At 33.9% G+C, this 18462-nt stretch carries 11 protein-coding genes; 4 read left to right on the forward strand and 7 right to left on the reverse strand.

The genetic code is table 11. The features are described from left to right. Positions 1-27 precede the first annotated feature (27 nt). Together JM80_RS09300 and JM80_RS09305 are read left to right on the forward strand one after the other, a co-directional pair. Positions 28-8451 (forward strand): T9SS type B sorting domain-containing protein, encoded by an 8424-nt coding sequence (locus JM80_RS09300; protein WP_144709851.1) that lies wholly within the window; start codon positions 28-30, stop codon positions 8449-8451. 85 nt (positions 8452-8536) lie between these two features. After that, the gene (locus JM80_RS09305) at positions 8537-9145 is read left to right on the forward strand and encodes a hemolysin III family protein (protein ID WP_013619820.1); all 609 of its coding nucleotides are present in this window, start codon (positions 8537-8539) and stop codon (positions 9143-9145) included. Positions 9146-9151: 6 nt separating this feature from the next. On the opposite strand, the gene JM80_RS09310 is transcribed toward JM80_RS09305, so the two are convergent. Together JM80_RS09310 and JM80_RS09315 are read right to left on the reverse strand one after the other, a co-directional pair. After that, a complete protein-coding gene (locus tag JM80_RS09310; RefSeq protein ID WP_144709853.1) occupies positions 9152-9580 on the reverse strand; it encodes a DUF4268 domain-containing protein in 429 nt (142 codons plus the stop codon). Positions 9581-9583: 3 nt separating this feature from the next. Further along, positions 9584-10261, reverse strand: a complete 678-nt coding sequence (locus JM80_RS09315) for a ZIP family metal transporter (protein WP_013619818.1) — start codon at positions 10259-10261, stop codon at positions 9584-9586. A gap of 85 nt (positions 10262-10346) precedes the next feature. On the opposite strand from JM80_RS09315, the gene JM80_RS09320 reads away from it, so the two are divergent. After that, positions 10347-11510: a class I SAM-dependent RNA methyltransferase gene (locus tag JM80_RS09320; RefSeq protein ID WP_141103694.1), complete on the forward strand. Its 1164-nt coding sequence runs from the start codon at positions 10347-10349 to the stop codon at positions 11508-11510. An 85-nt stretch (positions 11511-11595) separates the two neighbouring features. Here JM80_RS09320 and JM80_RS09325 read toward each other — a convergent pair whose 3' ends face one another. The 3 genes from JM80_RS09325 to rlmD are packed head-to-tail and all read right to left on the reverse strand — an operon-like array spanning position 11596 to position 14320. Continuing rightward, positions 11596-12381, reverse strand: a complete 786-nt coding sequence (locus JM80_RS09325) for a DUF6048 family protein (protein WP_144709854.1) — start codon at positions 12379-12381, stop codon at positions 11596-11598. Then, entirely contained in the window at positions 12362-12868 is a 507-nt protein-coding gene (locus tag JM80_RS09330) for a DUF6452 family protein (protein WP_144709855.1), read from the reverse strand. Before JM80_RS09330 ends, JM80_RS09325 begins: the two co-directional genes overlap by 20 nt. Before the next feature lie 39 nt (positions 12869-12907). Then, on the reverse strand, positions 12908-14320 hold the full coding sequence (gene rlmD, locus JM80_RS09335) for a 23S rRNA (uracil(1939)-C(5))-methyltransferase RlmD (protein WP_034644573.1): 1413 nt from the start codon (positions 14318-14320) through the stop codon (positions 12908-12910). Positions 14321-14576: 256 nt separating this feature from the next. On the opposite strand from rlmD, the gene rocD reads away from it, so the two are divergent. After that, positions 14577-15857 (forward strand): ornithine--oxo-acid transaminase, encoded by a 1281-nt coding sequence (gene rocD / locus JM80_RS09340; RefSeq protein WP_144709857.1) that lies wholly within the window; start codon positions 14577-14579, stop codon positions 15855-15857. A gap of 27 nt (positions 15858-15884) precedes the next feature. Here the strand turns inward: rocD and JM80_RS09345 are convergent, their stop codons facing one another. Next, positions 15885-16934 carry an LD-carboxypeptidase gene (locus JM80_RS09345; protein WP_144709859.1) on the reverse strand — a complete coding sequence of 350 codons (1050 nt, stop codon included), beginning with the start codon at positions 16932-16934 and terminating at the stop codon, positions 15885-15887. Between the two features lie 37 nt (positions 16935-16971). Beyond that, complete coding sequence (locus tag JM80_RS09350) at positions 16972-18216, reverse strand: carboxypeptidase-like regulatory domain-containing protein (RefSeq protein WP_255436742.1); 1245 nt, start codon at positions 18214-18216, stop codon at positions 16972-16974. Between the last annotated feature and the right edge of the window lie 246 nt (positions 18217-18462).

An 18462-nucleotide genomic window follows, 5' to 3' on the forward strand; every position in this document is an offset into this window, starting at 1 on the left:
TAATCTTTACAAAAATTGACTTAACCTATGCAACCAAGTAAAAGAAAACTTGCGTTATGTGCTATGCTATTAGTTTTTGGCTTTATAGTATGCACTACCGCTATTGCTAATCCTAAAGTATACGGCTTTATAACAGACGTAATTACTTTTGACGATGCTTTATTTAAAGCATTAACATTGGAGGAGAAAAAAGAAACTCCTGCCAAAGAAAAAGTTAACCTCATATCACCAACAAAGAAAAAAACGGTTAAAGCCAATACGTTGGCAACGCCTGTAATGTTTGCAACTATTATTAATGGAGCAAACGAAGAGAGTACTTGTCCGGATGATGGTAGTACACTTGCAAAATTTTTCTTGTGTGGTACAGGAGATGATAGAACAGTATCATTAAGTACTTCAGGTAGTACTTATGTATGGCAAAAATTGGGGTCTGGTTGTTCATTTGTTGGTTCAGATGATTGTCCTACATACAACAGTGCTTGTAGTGGAGATTGGGTAACAGTAGGTAATGATCCTACGTATTTGTTAGACGCCAGTAATACAGGTGTAGAAGGTGAATATAGAGTGCGCGTAGACTCTGGTGTTTACTATCACTTTAGAGTAACATCTAACCCTTTAGACCCTCAAATTACATCAAAAAATATTATATGTGGTAACCCAGGAAATATAGAGGTTACTAATGTGCCAGCAGGATATGAATATAGTTTAAATTCTGCTTCAGGGCCTTTTCAAGATAGCCCTTCTTTTGATATTACAACACCTGGTAACTACCAAGTGTTTGCTCAGTTAAAAAATGCACCAGCTACTTCTTGTATTTTTCCATCAGAAATAGTAACAATTACTGAGGAGTCTATGACAGTAGATGTTACAAAAACAGATATTATTTGTAGTGGAGAAAAAGGAAATATTGGTGTGTCAGTTTCTGGAGCTACTGGTTTTTACAGTTACAGACTTTTAAAAAATGGTGTAACATTAGATACTTTTGGACCTAGTGCAAATACAAGTCATACTTTTAACAACTTAGGATCAGGAACATATTCTGTTCAGGTAGAAACTAACGACTGTGATGTAACTGTAACAGAAATTGCAGGAGACCCTATTACTATTGGTAATGGTTTAGCGCCTATAGAGGCTACAGCTTTTGCAACCGACAGTTTTGGTTGTGGCGCAACAAGTGTAGATGTTACTTTAGATGTGTCTGGAGGAACCTCTCCTTACCGTTATAGTTTAGATGGCGGAACAACTTATAGTACAACTTTTGCTAGTTCGGTTGTTTTTGCTGTTAGCTCTGCAGGTACCTATAATATTTTGGTAGAAGATGTTAATGGTTGTACAAAAGACGCTGCTGTAGAAGTACAAAATATACCACCTCCTGTATTTAATGTAACAGCAGAAGATGCCAATTGTGGTGGCGCAAATAATGGAAGGTTAACAATTAATGTAACAAATAGTAATGGGTATGCTTTAGAATATAGTAATGATAATGGTGTAACTTTTCAAAACAGTAATGTATTTTCTAGTTTGGCTCCAGGATCTTATGATGTTGTAGTAAGGTATCAACAAGATACTTTTGTGTGTACAACAGCACCAGTATCAGAAAGTATAGGAACTCCTTCATCAATATCATCATCTACATCAATAACAGCACAACCAAGTTGTGGAAATGAAAATGGAGGAGAAATTACATTTACACCTGCAACTGGTGGTACAGGCCCTTATGAGTATAGTATAGGTTCTGGTTTTGTAACTGGTACTACTGTTTTTCCTGGTTTATCTCAGGGAAGTACATATACACCACAAGTTAGAGATGCTAACGGTTGTGTAGAGACGCTACCAGATGTAACTTTTGCAGCATTAAACAAGCCTACAGATATAGATTTTACGGTATCTAGCATAGACTGTGGAACTGGTACAGCAACTGTTAGTTTAGCAGTAATAGGTGGTGGAACAATAACAGATTATGAAATTATTGCACCAAGCTCTGTATCTAATGGGACAAATAATGTTTTTACAGGTTTAGGAATAGGAAGTTACACTTTTAGAGTAACAGATGCAGGCGGATGTTCTTACACAGAAAGTTTTGCTATTAATGATATTAGTTCTATAAAAGTTACTGCACAATTACAAGACAACGTTACTTGTGTGGGAGATTCTGATGGTCGTGGACGCTTTGTTGTAGATGGTTTTGCATCTACTTATCGTTATCAAATAGATGCAAATCCTGTGGTAACAGGTCAATCAGACAACTTTATAAGTGTTAGTGGTTTAGCTGCGGGTAGTTATACAATAACGGTTACAGATGAAGAAACTAATTGTGTAGAGACTGCAACACTTACTATTAGTGAGCCATCTGCACCATTAACAATGGCACCTACACTTACACCAATGAGTTGTGCTAATAATAATAGAGGTTCTATTACTGCAAACGCCACTGGTGGTTGGGGTAGTTATAGCTATACTTTAGAAAGACCAGGAGCTTTGTCTGATATAGGTCCAAGAAATAATTCTAATTTCACAGGCTTAAGTCAAGAAGGAGATTATGTTTTAATAGTTGAAGACAGTGAAGGATGCTCTACAAGTTATAACTTTACATTAACAGCATTAAGTTCACCAACATTAACGATAGATACTAGCGCGTCAGATTTTTGTTTTGATAGTATAGATGCGGCAACTATAAATGTAACAGCTTCTGGAGGTGATGGTAATTATGAATATAGAGTAAATGGTGGTGCTTGGTTTGCAGGTACTGCAAATGAATCTATACCTGCACCAGGTCCAGGTAGCTACCAAATACAAGTTAGAGACGGTAATGGTTGTACAGATTTAGTAGGCAGAAATATTAGACCAGAAATGACTACAACTGTAGCCATACAAAAAGAGTTAACGTGTAGTTTAGTTCCAGGAGACGGAGATGCAGAAATAAGAGTAAATGTATCTAGCGGAAACACACCATATCAAACTTATGAGGTAAGTTTTAATGGATCAGCATATAGTCCTGCTGTAGGTTTTACAGGTTCTTCATTTGTTTATACAGCAGCTGTAGATGGTACATATCAGTTTAGAATAACAGATAATGAAACTTGTACGGTAGAAACAAACGTAATTACACTTAGTCCTACAGAGACTATTGCGGCAACGGCTAATGTAACAGATCCTACTTGTGGAGACGATGCTACAGGTAGTGTGGAGTTGGTTCCAGATACTACGGTTGGTGTTCCTCCTTATCAATATAGTTCAGATAATGTAACATTTACAAACCAACCTGTATTTAGTAACTTATCTCCTGGTAGTTATACATACTACGTAAGAGATAGTAGAGGTTGTGATGTAGCAGTTCCTTTTACAGTTGGTCCTGCAACACCTGGAGTAGATGCTACAGTAGATTTTGTAGGTCCTACTTGCGGTGTAACACCTGCAGACGGAGAAATAAATGTAACAGCAGTGTCTAACGGTACAGCTCCTTACACTTATACTTTATTAGATACAGCAGGTAATGTATTAGCAACTGTAGGTCCTACGGCAGCAACTACAGCAAATTTCCCCGGTTTAGCAGAAGGAGATTATGTAGTAGAAACTAGAGATGCTAGCACTTGTGAAGATAGAGATGTAATTAATTTAAGGCAAAATAATTTAACTATAACACCAATTCCAACAATAGGTCCAGATTGTTCTACGGCTTTTACTTTTCTTGTAGATATTGCAGGTGGTACAGCACCTTATTTAATTGGTTTGGTAGGAGAAACATTGGTGTCTCCTAATGTAGATGCAGATACGCATGATTTTACAGGGCAGGTTGAGTATGGAATAACATATTTTGTAGAGGTTTTAGATGCAGCTGGTTGTACTCATATTCAGCAAATAGATCCTATTCCTACATTAAACCCATTAACAGTAGATGCAACATCATCTGCGGCTTCTTGTGCCACTCCAGATGATGCAGATGTAGATTACACAGTAGACGGTTTACCTAATGGTTCAGATATTATAATTAGTTTAACAGATACAGATACTGGAGCTATAATTAGTGGTCCAACTACAGTAAATAATGTGACTTTTCCTTATACAGGTACTTTTACAAACTTACCTATAGGAAATTATCAGGTAATAGTTACAGAAGATACTGGTGTTGCAAATTATTGTAATGCAAGTGCCTTGGTTTCAATAACAAATGATAACCCAACACCAGTTGTGGAGCGTAATACAAATGCAACCTGTTTAAATCCAAACGGACAATTAGTTTTACGTGGAGTAGGTGGGTCACCAGCATATAATTTTGGAGTAGTGCCAACAGGAGATCCTGCGCCAACTCTTACAACAAATAATATATACGATTTACCTCCTGGAACTTATGATGTTTATATAGAAGATAGTAAAGGTTGTACGTCTTTATTAGCTGGTGTAGTAATAGCTACGGATCCAGCCTTGGCAGATCCATTAGTAGATGTAACTAACCAATGTTTTGCTGTAGCAAATTATACTATAGATGTTACTTCGCCTTTAACAACACCAGGCGGACCAGAAACTACGTTTCAATATGATATTGGTAATGGTTTTCAAGATAGTCCAAACTTTACAGTACCTAATGCAGGTACATATACTGTAACGGTTCGTGATGGTAATGGTTGTACAAGTAGTACGGTTGTAGAAGTGTTTGATTTCTTCTCAATATCTGCAAGTGCATCATCACAACCATCATGTAATAATGCAGACGGTATAGTAGAAGTAGAAACTACAGGTGGTAGTGGTAATTTTAGGTATGAATTAGATGATGGCACAACCACTACAACTCATGAACCAACAGACACAGATCCTGAAATTTTTACAGGTTTAGCTCCTGGTAGCTATACTATAACAGTAACAGATTTAGATTCTAATACAACTCCATTATGTTCAGATATTACCACGGTAGAAATTATTACTGTAAATACACCTGTAATTGATACTACTGTTGTAGAAAATGTTTCTTGTAACGGAGCAGATGATGGTAGTATTACCGTAGAGTTAGACCCTGCTTCTGCTACAGATGCACCATTTACATATAATATTTATGTAGGTACTAGCACAACACCATTACAATCTATAGAAGATGCAACTTTTGAAAACCTTGAACCTGGAACTTACCAAGTAGAGGTAGTTTCGGAAAGAGGTTGTGCTGTAAGGTCTGGAAATATTGTTGTTAGTGAGCCAACTGTTTTAGAGGTTACTCCAGTAGCACCAGATTTTACATGTAATCCTTCTGCAAACTCATTTAGTACAACAACTATTACTATTTATACAGATGATAACGGAGATGGTACAGGAACTGATACAGGTAATGGTGACTATAGCTACAGTTTAAATGATGGAACTCCTTTTTATGATGGTACTAACTTTCAATCTTCTAATACTTTTGAAATTATAGATAGAGGAGTAGACCAAACTATAGATGTTATTGTAAGAGACGGTAAGGGCTGTGAAACAACAGAGACTATTACAATAGCTACGCCAACAGACTTAACTTTTAACTTTAATATGTTAAATCCTATTACTTGTGATGCCACAGGTTCTGGAGCCTCGGCAGGTCAATTAGAAATTATTGTAGACCAAGGTCCAGGTAATTATGAAGTACAAGTGTTACCATTAGGATCTCAGCCAGCTCAATTTTCTAGCGGATCAGATCGTGTTGTTTGGGATGTTACTGTACCAGGAGATTATATTTTTGCAGTAAGAGATATAGATAGTGGTACCTGTTTGTTTGTAACACCAACAGCTACAGTGCCAGATTTTAATGTTATAAATGCCGTAATTAATGAAGTTAAACCTGTTTCTTGCTTTGGAGTAAGTGATGGTGAAATAAGTATAGAGGTAAACGATTATAATGGAGCTTATAATTATGAGGTATTTTTAGTAGATAATACAGGAACAGAAGTTACTACAGGTGTTACAGGATCTTTTGATACTACAGCACCGATAGCAACACCAGAAATTATTACGGGCTTACCTGCAGGTAACTTAATTGTTAGGGTAGAAGCTTTAGAATCTCCTTTTTGTGATACAGCTAGTAATACTGCGCCAGTTAGGTCTCCAGACAGAGCATTAACCACTATGGCAGAGCAAACAGCTTACGTTACTTGTCAGGTTCCAGGATTAGGAGAAATTACAGCAACATCAGACGGTGGTTGGGGTACTTATGAGTATCAGTTAGAAAAAGAAACAGCAACACCAGGCACATATACTGTAGAGGTAGCTTATGGCTCTTCTCCAATATTTAGTAACCTATCTGAAGGAAATTATAGAGTAAGCAGTAGAGATGCTGGTGGTTGTATTGTTTTTGATGATATTACACTGAGTTTACCAGTTGCTATTAATGCAGATATAGAAATTGTACAACCATTACTTTGTCCTGGAGCAAATGATGGTGTAATTAGAGCTTTTAACGTAACAGGAGGTGAAGATTTAGATGGTGATGGTGAAGAGTATTTATTTCAATTAAATAGGTTAGATAGTTCTGGTGCAATTACAAATACAAGTGGACTACAAGAATCTGCTACCTTTCCTAATTTACCTTCGGGGTATTATACAATTACTGTTTTTGACGGTTGGGATTGTAGCTTTACTACGCCACAAATTTATATTGTAGACCCAGAACCTGTAGAGGCAGAGTTAGTAGAAATTACACCTCCTGGTTGTGGAGACTTAGGAAGAATAGGACTTAGTGTTACAAACCCAGTTGCTGGTATGGAGTATTTTTACAGAAGATCTGGAACAACAGACGCTTTTGTAAGCTTTGGAGGTCCAGATGTTACATCTGTTACCATTACTATTCCAGATATTGACGCAGACCCAGGACCATTTCAATATGATGTTCAAAATGGAAATGGTTGTCCAGAACAGCAATCTAATGAAGTTGGTTTAGATAAAGCACTTCCTTTAGTTGTGGCATTAGATTTAGTAGATGCAGAAATTAAATGTCAGGGTGAAGCAACAGCTATAGTAAGGTCTGAAGCTTTTGGAGGAATAGGAAACTACAATTATACACTAGTTAATAACGATTTAGGTGGTGTGCCAACAGCACCAACTGCAGCAGACATTGTTAGACCAGAGCAGTCTTCTGGAGTATTTAGAAACTTAAGTCCTGGTACATACTATGTATATGCAACTAGTGGAGGATGTTCTGCAATATCTGATATTATTGAAATAGAACCAAAAATACCATTAGAGGTTATTATGTCTGAGGCAAACCCAGTAAGTTGTACAGGAGATTTTGATGGTAGTATTAGAATTGAAGCAAGAGGAGGTACAGGCCAAATTAAGTTCTCTATATCAGATACTTTAAGTGAGTTTTTTGTAGGTGATGAAGATCCAAACACAATTACTTTTGAAGACTTAGCACCAGGTACATATTCTGTTTTAATACAAGATGAGGTTGGTTGTAGTATTTTAAGAGAAATAACAGTTGAAGAACCAGAGGTATTAGTTGTTGCAGATGTAGATACTACACCAGAGTTGTGTATTAATGCTGCAGATGGTACAGCTACACTTTCTATATCTGGGGGAACACCTTTTGTAGACCCAGTTACTGGAGATGAGTATTATGAGACAAGTTTGAACTCTGCAGATCCAGCTGATTTTGTAAGAAACGATGATTTATTCTTTGATAATTTAGCAGGAGGCGAAACTTATGTTGTCTTTATTAGAGATGCTAATTTGTGTGATACTAACGCTGTAATTAATATAGATTATGGTGTAGATTTAACAGCAACACCAATAATAGAGTATGGTTGTAGTGGTATATTCCCTTTTAGTACAGTTACTATAGATATGGCAGATAGCAGTGTAATGTCTAATTTAATGTTTTCTTTAGATGTAGATGATATTGCAATGGCAACTACACAAAATGTCTTTGGAGATTTAGAGCCAGATACAATGCATACGGTATATATTTACCACAGTAATGGTTGTTCTACTTCTGTAGACTTTACTTTAGATGCTTATGATCCGTTAACTCTTTCAGCAATAAAAACAGGACCTAATGAAATAACTGCTTTAGCGCAGGGCGGATATGGAGGTTATACTTACTTTTTCCAAGGAAACTCTCAAGGAGATAATTCAATTTATCAGCTAAATGAAGATGAAACTGTTACCGTACGTGTAGAAGATGCACAAGGTTGTGTAGCTGAGGTTAAGTTAGAGTTTGAGTTTACTGGTAAAATAGACATACCTAATTTCTTTACACCTAATGGAGATAATGAAAATGATAGATGGGCACCTAAAAACAGAGAGTTTTTTCCAGACATAGAAATTATCATTTATGATAGGTATGGTAGAGTTGTAGCAAGGTTAGATGATGTTACATCTTGGGATGGTACTTATGAAGGTAACGAAGTGCCAACAGGAGATTATTGGTATGTAGTTAATGCTAATGATAAGGAGAAACAACGTTATGTTGGTCACTTTACACTATACAGATAGTAAAAAAAAGGCGCTTTTTAGCGCCTTTTTTAGTTAATAGAATCAAAAGTATTGGGTAATTTTGTACCTAAAGTTACTTACTGGTATGAATGAGGAGAGATTAAATACGGCATCACACGCAATAGGTGCTGTTTTTGGGTTAGTTGGTTTATTTGTGTTATTGTATTTTAATACTAATAAAACTACGTTTGCTTTTTTTAGCTTGGTAGTATATGCAGTGTCAGTAATAATGTTGTATACCGCATCAACTTTATACCACGCAGCTACAACAAAGGCTTTAAAAGAAAAATACAGAATTCTAGATCACAGTAGTATCTATGTTCTAATAGCAGGCACTTATACACCAGTGGCTCTAATAACGTTAGAGAATGGTAATGGCTGGCTTATTTTTTGGGTAGTTTGGGGTATAGCCATTGTGGGCATTATTCTAAAACTATTTTTTACAGGTAGGTTTGAGGCTTTGTCATTATTACTTTATTTAGCAATGGGTTGGCTTATAGTTTTAGACTATTCTAGTTTAGTTGCAAACGTAAGTTCGTTGGCGTTAAACTTATTGTTTTTAGGAGGAGTATTTTATACAGTAGGAATTGTATTTTACGCAATACGCAAAATACCTTACAATCATTTTATTTGGCACCTGTTTGTTTTGGCAGGTAGTGTGGCACACTTTTTCTTTATATTAACGCTAATTTAGTCTGTTTTATCCTTTAATAATGTCGCTATAATCTTCAAAAAAAGCTTCAAACTTTTGCATATTTTCATTTAAGAAAACCATTGTCTCTTGCCAAGTGTTTTTGTTGTGTATGCTAACATTTTCTTTAATCACATAAATTCTAGAAATTTCTTTTTTGTTATCTAAAATGTAAGCGTCTGTAAAAATAGCATCAGGTAAAAAATCTGTAGTAATAATAGATTTTAAGGAAGATAAATTTTCCCAAGTATCTATCTGCTTTTCTAAATCATTATGCTCTAAATCTAAAGTTACCATTGCAGTTTTTTTATCAAAATAAAACTTAAAAGATAAATTTTTAATTCCTGTATTGTAAAGTGTCCATTTCCTAGGAAACGATTTTCCAAAAGAAATCCAGAACTCTTCACGCAATTTTTTAGACTCTTCTCTACTAAACATATCTTAGATAAAATAAGCAATAGCTATACCAAAAATAATAACTAATAACTTTCTTAAGTTAAACTTATGACCTTCTGAGCTTTCAAACAAAATAACTGTAGAAATATGTAGTAAAACTCCAATAACCAATGCTGTAATTTGTATATGGTACGTCTTTAAAAAAGTTAAATTGGAACTTAATAAACTACCTAATGGTGTCATAAACGCAAATAGCGTAATAAATAATACTGCCTGTGCTAGTTTAATTTTAGAATTAAGTAAAAAAATACTTAAAATTATAGCAATAGGAATTTTATGAACCAATATGCCATACACAAAGTTATGATTGTGGTGGTGTCCTAACGGCATACCTTCTAATAATGAATGTATAGATAAACTAATAAAAAGCATCCAAGGTAAATTAACACTATCTATATTAAGGTGCACGTGACCGTGTTCTGCTCCCTTAGAGAAAAACTCTAAAAATATTTGCAACAAAATACCAAGCATTATAAATACACCAACTTGTTTAGGGTCTCCGTGTTCGTATACCTCAGGAAAAAGTTCAAAAACTGTTATAGCTAATAAAAAAGCCCCACTAAAAGCAAGTAGTAACTTAAATATTTCTTTATTTTTTGGTTTGGTAACGTAGACAAAAATAAAACTAAGCAATACCCCAAGAATAGGTAATATATAAATCATAAATAAATTGGTGTTACACAATTTTGCAGACAAAATGTAATAAGGGGCAAAATTAATGTATTTTTGCGTATTCTTTAAGATACCTATGGATAATTATAAAATGATAGCCAAAACCTTATTTGGTTTTGAAGAGATTTTAGCAAAAGAACTACGCAATTTAGGCGCAGTAAATGTAAAAGAAGGCGTACGTTGTGTCTTTTTTGAAGGAGATAAAGGTTTTATGTACAAAGCAAATTTATGCTTGCGTACAGCTATTAAAATTATAAAACCTGTAACTTCTTTTAAGGTGTATAATGAGCAAGATTTATACAGGAAAATGTATGCTATAGATTGGGGAGAGTTTTTAACTACAGATACTACTTTTGCTATAGATACTACCATTAAGTCTGATATGTTTACGCACTCCTTATACGTGTCTCAAAAAGTTAAAGATGCCATTGTAGATAAATTTAGAGATACAGAAGGCGAAAGACCTAATGTAGATGTTAAATTCCCAGATGTACGTTTTAATATACATATACAGAATGATACTTGTAATGTAGCTTTAGATTCATCAGGTAGATCTTTGCACCAACGTGGTTACAGAACAGCAACCAATATTGCGCCAATAAATGAAGTTTTAGCAGCTGGTTGTTTGTTATTAAGCGGTTGGGATGGTCAGTGCGATTTTATAGATCCTATGTGTGGTAGTGGTACTTTTTTAACTGAAGCTGCTATGATTGCTTGTAATATACCAGCTAACATAAATAGAAAAGAGTTTGCTTTTGAAAAATGGTCTGATTTTGACGAAGATTTGTTTGATAAAATTGTAGACAGTAGCTTAAATAAAACAAGAGATTTTCATTTTAAAATAAAGGGGTTTGATAAAGCACCTTCTGCTGTACGTAAAGCTCAAGATAATGTAGAAAATGCTAATTTAGATGATTATATAACTGTTGAGCGTAAAAACTTTTTTGATACAGAAAAAGAGGTAGACGGTCATTTACATATGGTGTTTAACCCGCCTTATGGGGAACGACTAAATATAGAAATGGAAGAATTTTATGCAAGTATAGGAGACACGTTAAAGCAAAAATACCCAGGTACAGATGCTTGGTTTATAACTTCTAATCTTGAAGCATTAAAACACGTAGGTCTACGTCCGTCTAGAAAAATAAAAGTGTTTAACAGTCACTTAGAATCTAGGCTTGTGAAATATGTAATGTATGAGGGAAGTAAAAAGGCTAAGTTTAATAAAGATAGGGAGTAACCTACTAAAATGTAATATTAGTAAAAGGGAGCAATAAACACTGTTTATTGCTCCCTTTTACTAATAAAAAAGACTGTTTTAGTTACTATCTTTTAGGTTTTGGGCCTTCTTCAGGTTTTGGCTTTTCTTGCTCTTCTAAAGGTTCTTTTTTCTTCTTTTTAGCTCTTTTATATAAAGGTATTAAATAGCTTAAACTGTAATTATATCCTGTGCCAAAATTACTACCTTCTGTTGTTTTATTAAATCCTGGTATCCAGATATTTGCAAAACCATCTGCTGTTTTGTTACTTAGTAAATACCCCAAACGAACACTAGCACCCAAATATAAATTTTTAAATATCTCTACTTTAGTACCTAAAACAAACTCTAACCAAGATGCATTTAAACCATCAAACTCAGATAAGTTTTCTGTGCCAGGTAAAAAATCATCTTGCCAATACCTATTACTATCGTAAATTTGGTAACTGTTTATTTTGTGTTTAAATGTGCTATACGCGTATCTACCACCAATGTATATAGAATTGTTCATACCATACCAATTATCATATACATTTAAATCTACACCTAATTTTAAGTAACTACCCGTAGTGGTAAAATTAAAATTGTCCTCATCTCTGGTATTTTCTTCGTTACCAAGTTCTGCTGCAACGTATAGGTTTTGAGATAATCTATAATCCCCTGTAATTTCTAAACCCTTGTAATCTTCTCTGTAGAAATTCTGGGCAAGCCTATTTAAGTCAACACCCAAACGTATACCGTATGGTTGCTCATAAACAAGCGTATCCTTTTTGTTTAAGTCAATGGTTTTACTCTGCGCAAAGCCATTAAAAACAAAACTAAAAATACAAATACTAGTGATAAATTTTAACATGTGTTACGGCTATGTTTTCTACTGTGGTTTTTACTACTTCTACGTTTTTAATCCAATTTTCTGCATCTTCAGTAAGTGTACTAGTTAATTCATTGTAATGAATAACATAACCGCAGGCTCTAGAAATATAAACTTCATTGGTTGCATAATTAAATGTTACGGTATCTGTATTACCAGTTTCGTCTCCATCTTCATTATCAGCAGAGTTAGAAATTAAATTATAGGTTGTGGTGGTTTCATTTGCACGCAAAGGAACACTAACGGTTGTTAAGTCAGTCCTGTCTACAACTGTGTCTACAGTGGTATCTTGACCTTCACCAACAACTCTAAGTTTAGTAACTGCTTTTTCAGTTTCTTCTTCAGCTTCAAAATCATAAAAATTTACAATTAACAAAGCAGTGTCACCATCTACGCAAATATCATCTTTTTCACAAGATGTAAAGCCTGTAAACAGAAGAATTGCAGCTAATAGTCCTATTTTTTTCATCAATATATAGTTTGATTTCTTTTTAATTTGGAACAATTATTATGCCCTCTTTTTCAAAAGTACAACATTTTCTACGTGATGCGTTTGCGGAAACATATCTACAGCTTGCAGTCTAGTAATTTCATACATATCATTCATTAACTCCAAATCTCTTGCTTGTGTAGCACTGTTGCAACTTACGTAAACCACTTTGTTAGGGGCAATAGCTAAAATTTGCTCAACTACATCTTTGTGCATACCTTCTCTTGGTGGATCTGTAATAATTACGTCTGGTGTACCGTTTTTAGCAATAAACTCTGGATTAAAAATCTTTTTCATGTCACCAGCATAAAAAACAGTATTATCTATTTTATTATGCTTAGCATTTGCTTTAGCATCTTCAATAGCTTCTGGTACAGCCTCTATACCAACAACCTTTTTAGCTTTTTTAGAGACAAATTGAGCAATAGTTCCTGTACCAGTATATAAATCATATACTAGTTCATCACCGCTAAGTTCTGCAAAATCTCTAGTAATTTTATACAACTCATATGCTTGTTCTGAGTTAGTTTGATAAAAAGACTTTGGGTTTATTTTAAATTGAAGACCTTCCATTTCTTCAAAAATATGATCTCTACCAGCAAAACAAACAATGTCTTGATCGTAAATAGTATCATTTTGTTTTTGATTAATTACATACAATAAGGCAGTAATTTCTGGGAAAGTAGTAGCCAAGTGATTTAAAAGTGCTTCTCTATTTTCTTTATGATCATCAAAAAACTGAATAAGTACCATAATTTCTCCCGTAGAAGAAGTACGTATCATTAAGGTACGTAATTCACCAGTGTGGTGTCTAGGGTTAAAAAATGTCATATTATTTTTGGTAGCAAACTCCTTGGTCTCTAACCTAATTGCGTTAGATGGATCTGCTTGTAAATGACATTTTTTAATATCTAGAATTTTATCCCACATTCCAGGAATATGAAACCCTAAAGCATTACGGTCTTCAATTTCCTTATCTGATTTTACTTCATCTAATGTTAACCATCTGCTATCAGAAAAAGAAAACTCCATTTTATTGCGATAAAAATATTGTTTTTCTGACCCTAAAATAGGAGTAATGGCAGGTAATTGTAAGTGTCCAATTCTGGTTAAATTATTTTCTACCTCTTTTTGCTTGTAAAACAATTGATGCTCATAGCCCATATGTTGCCACTTGCAACCACCACAAACGCCAAAATGTTCGCACTGTGGTTCTGTTCTTTTATCAGATAAGGTATGGTAATTTATAGCAGTACCTTCAAAATAAGCCTTTCTTTTTTTTGTGGTTTGTACATCTACAACATCACCAGGCACGGCGTTGTTTAAAAAAATTACACGTCCGTCAGGAGCTTTTCCTATAGTTTTTCCTTTTGCACCAGCATCTACTACTTCTACATTCTCAAAAACTACTCTTTTTGTTTTTCTTCGCATAGCGCAAAAATAGTAGAATTATTTGTTATCTAAATACTTGCTTATTATTAATTATGAATAAAATTGAGGCTAAATTTAGTTTGATAATTTTAATGTTATTTTGATAAATTATAAATTATAGAGGAATTAATTATTAATGTCTTAAATTTTTTATGCTCCAATAGCAATTTGTAATTTGCAAAATATTAAAAAATAAGGTTGATTTCTCTCCTTTAAGCAGGAATCGTTTAAGTTTTATATTTAAAAGAATTAGATTATGTCAATTATTCAAGGATCGGCATCTGCAGACGCAATTGCATTAGAAGAAAAGCACGGAGCTCACAATTACCACCCTTTACCTGTTGTATTAAGCAAAGGAGAAGGTGTGTATGTGTGGGATGTGGAAGGTAAGAAATATTACGATTTTTTATCTGCTTATTCTGCAGTAAATCAAGGTCATTGTCACCCAAAAATTGTAGGTGCAATGGTAAACCAAGCACAAACATTAACACTTACCTCTAGAGCATTTTATAATGATATGCTAGGTAAGTTTGAAAAATTTGCAACAGAAACATTTAACTACGATAAGTTATTACCAATGAATACAGGTGCAGAAGCTGTAGAAACTGCACTAAAATTATGTAGAAAATGGGCATATGAAGTAAAAGGTATTCCTGAGAATGAAGCAGAGATTATTGTTTGTGAAAACAACTTTCACGGACGTACAACCACTATAATTTCATTTTCTAACGACCCTGTTGCTCGTAAAAACTTTGGCCCATACACTAGTGGTTTTATTAAAATTGAATATGATAATTTAGTTGCTCTTGAGGCTGCTCTAGAAAACAACAAAAACGTTGCAGGCTTTTTAGTAGAACCAATACAGGGTGAAGCTGGAGTTTATGTGCCAAGTGAAGGGTATTTAGCAGCAGCTAAAGCTTTGTGTAAAAAACACAATGTTTTATTTATAGCAGACGAAGTACAAACGGGTATTGCACGTACAGGTCGTTTATTAGCTACATGTGGTAATTGTACTTGTGCAGATAAAAATTGCTCTGGAACTCCTGAGGTTAAAGCAGACATTTTAATACTAGGGAAAGCATTGTCTGGTGGTTCTTATCCAGTTTCTGGTGTTTTGGCTAATAATGATATTATGAACGTTATTACTCCTGGTAACCACGGTAGTACATTTGGTGGTAACCCTGTAGCAGCTGCAATTGGTATTGCTGCTTTAGAGGTTGTTAGAGATGAAAAACTGGCAGAAAACGCTCAGATTTTAGGTGAGTTGTTTAGAGAAGAATTAGGGAAATTTATAGAAACTAGCGATTTAGTTACGTTGGTAAGAGGTAAGGGCTTATTAAATGCTATTATAATTAATGATACAGAAGATAGTTCTACTGCTTGGGATATTTGTATGGCATTAAAAGAAAATGGTTTACTAGCTAAGCCAACACATGGTAACATTATTAGGTTTGCACCACCATTGGTAATGACTAAAGAACAGTTGTTAGAGTGTGTTGCTATTATTACAAAAACTTTAAGCGAGTTTAAAAAGTAATAGTCACTTTTAAATAATAAAATAGAATTAAAGCACGGCTTTTTCTGTGATGGTTAACGTCATAGAAGCCGTGCTTAATTTTGCGTTAACACCAATAGGAAACGTAAAATTTGCAGGTATATGGCCAAACGACATACCATAAACTGCTGGTATATTAAGTGGTTGTAGTCTATCTGTAATTACTTCTTTTAAAGTAAATGTTTTTGTTTTTTTAGATGTCTCACAACCAGCAAAAACACCCAATACTAGTCCTGCTGCATTTTTAAAAGTTTTACCTTCTATTAATTGCGTTAACATACGGTCTATACGGTAAGGAGATTCTTCTACATCTTCAATACACACAATTTTATTAGTAAAATCTATTTCATGTGGTGTACCAATTAAGGCATTAATTAAAGTTAAGCTACCACCAACCAAAACACCTTTAGCATTGCCTGGTGTAATAACATATCTATTGTATTCTGTATTTTCTTTTTGCTCTTCAGTTAAGTCAGAATTATGAATTACAACACTTTTTTTAGGGTTAATAACCAGTTGTTCTAGCATAGAAATTCCGTATTCATTATCTAGTGTAGTGCCAACAGGTCCGTGAAAACCAACCAAGCCAGTTTCTATATAAAAACCGTTTAGTAAGGTTGTAATATCACTAAAACCAATAAAAACCTTAGGGTTATTTTTAATGATTTTATAATCTATCAATTGCATAATGCGTGTGCATCCATAACCGCCACGCGCACATAATATACCATCTATATTCGGGTTTGCAAACATTTCATTAAGGTCTGCGGCTCTTTCTGCATCTGTATTACTAAAATATCCGTAATTACCAACAATACGTTCTGTGTGGTATGGTATAAACCCCATTTTGCGTAGTGTAGTTTTAGCATGTTCTAATCCTTCTGAAGAAACCGCATATCCAGGTGCAACTAAACCAATTGTATCTCCCTTTTTTAACTGTTTTCCTTTTAGTAAATTGTTATTTTTAGGAATATAGCTAGTATTACTAATGGTAATAGGTAGCAAGCTTGTTGCAGCAGTACCTAATGCAGTTGCAATAAATTTTCTTCGTTTAAGCATAGTAGCGTAGTCTAATTTTAGAACTAATATACACTTTTTAAGGTTTTACAGCAGAACTATCTTTTTTTGTTCTTTTTAACTGGCGTTTAATTTTTTTTATCGCAGATTCAATAGATTTTTCTGGTTCTATAATATTATATTCTCCCCAAAAATTAGGGTCTGAAAATCCAACAGCTTCATCACCTAGAATAATAGACATTTTAACTTTGTTTTTACCTTTAGGTAAAACATTACTTGTGTTTTTCTCCCAATCTGTAACTGCCATTTCACAACTCATACTATAAACTGAGTTAAATAAACGGCTATCCCAATCAATTTTAAATTCTAAAATAGCGCTACTGTAGCTGTAATACCATTTGTTATTTTTTTCTCTGTAATCTACCCGGTAAGCAACATCTGTTGGCCATACTTTAGCTCTATTAGGCTTTTTGCGCACAAAAAGTTTAGCAGCCTTTTGTTTGTCTATAATATTTAAAGAATAAATAGCACTGGTAAGTATTTTTTTCTCTGCATCTATATATAATTTTCCTTTGTATAGCGGTTGGTTGGTATTGCTATTTTGTTTAAAACTGATAACGTAAATTAACTTGTTGTTTATACGGGTAGTGTGGTCAAAACTAAAATCATAAAAGGGTAAAACATCTAAGCCAAAAATATATTGCGGATACTTCATTACATCAACATATAATGCATTAAATGGGCCACCTTGTAATTTTAAAGCAAGGGTATCCATTTTAGAGTAGTTGGTGCTTTTCCTTGTTTTGTAGAGCTCAACAACATCTTTACGAGAGTTAGAGTATGGAGCTTTATAAATGTTAACTACAGCTTCAGAAAGCGATATGTTTTTTCTTCTTTTTTTAATGCTTTCTCTATAAAAAGCTGTCATTACTGTAGGGTCTTCAAAATAATTTTCACCTCTTTTTTTTAGGGTTTCTAAAACCAATGCTTTTGGATCTTTAGGAGCAGAAATATTTATTTCGCTTAGAGCAGTAACTGTTATGTCTAAAAATATTTTATTGTTGCCAGATTTTTTTAATGTCTTTAAGTCTATTTTTTTTGTTTTATATCCTAAAAAAGAGACAACCAAATCACCTGTAGATATTTCATTAGGAACTTTTAAAGAAAACTTACCTTCAGCATTACTAATACTACTAATATTAGAGCCGGCTATAGATAAAGTAGCAAAAACAAGAGGTTTTTTAGAGTCGCTATCTAAAATTTCTCCTTTATATTGATTAAATTCCTGAGCGTTTACAGTTGGTAATCCTAAAAAAAGAAACATAAAACAGAAAAGAAAAGAGTAAAAGACCGACAATTTTATGGGTTTAGTATGTGCGAGTATCATAGCAATAGTTTTTTAAGTGAGTTAGTTATATACAATCAGAGTCTTTTAAATATACGTTTTTTTAACATATATTAAGGTTTTTTTAGCAATGATTTATCATAATCTATGTCTAAAATAAGAGGGAAACTTACAAATGAATGCTTAGTTTTATCGTTTTTTTACACAGTTTTTTATATATAATAG

The sequence above is a fragment of the Cellulophaga sp. RHA_52 genome, assembly GCF_007827205.1.
In the GTDB taxonomy this organism is placed as follows: Bacteria; Bacteroidota; Bacteroidia; order Flavobacteriales; family Flavobacteriaceae; genus Cellulophaga; species Cellulophaga lytica.

Bases quoted from the DNA above. Each gene is read 5' to 3' on its own strand.
- JM80_RS09300 (WP_144709851.1), top strand. From the start codon at position 28: ATGCAACCAAGTAAAAGAAAACTTGCGTTATGTGCTATGCTATTAGTT.
- JM80_RS09305 (WP_013619820.1), top strand. From the start codon at position 8,537: ATGAATGAGGAGAGATTAAATACGGCATCACACGCAATAGGTGCTGTT.
- JM80_RS09310 (WP_144709853.1), bottom strand. From the start codon at position 9,580: ATGTTTAGTAGAGAAGAGTCTAAAAAATTGCGTGAAGAGTTCTGGATT.
- JM80_RS09315 (WP_013619818.1), bottom strand. From the start codon at position 10,261: ATGATTTATATATTACCTATTCTTGGGGTATTGCTTAGTTTTATTTTT.
- JM80_RS09320 (WP_141103694.1), top strand. From the start codon at position 10,347: ATGGATAATTATAAAATGATAGCCAAAACCTTATTTGGTTTTGAAGAG.
- JM80_RS09325 (WP_144709854.1), bottom strand. From the start codon at position 12,381: ATGTTAAAATTTATCACTAGTATTTGTATTTTTAGTTTTGTTTTTAAT.
- JM80_RS09330 (WP_144709855.1), bottom strand. From the start codon at position 12,868: ATGAAAAAAATAGGACTATTAGCTGCAATTCTTCTGTTTACAGGCTTT.
- rlmD (WP_034644573.1), bottom strand. From the start codon at position 14,320: ATGCGAAGAAAAACAAAAAGAGTAGTTTTTGAGAATGTAGAAGTAGTA.
- rocD (WP_144709857.1), top strand. From the start codon at position 14,577: ATGTCAATTATTCAAGGATCGGCATCTGCAGACGCAATTGCATTAGAA.
- JM80_RS09345 (WP_144709859.1), bottom strand. From the start codon at position 16,934: ATGCTTAAACGAAGAAAATTTATTGCAACTGCATTAGGTACTGCTGCA.
- JM80_RS09350 (WP_255436742.1), bottom strand. From the start codon at position 18,216: ATGTTTCTTTTTTTAGGATTACCAACTGTAAACGCTCAGGAATTTAAT.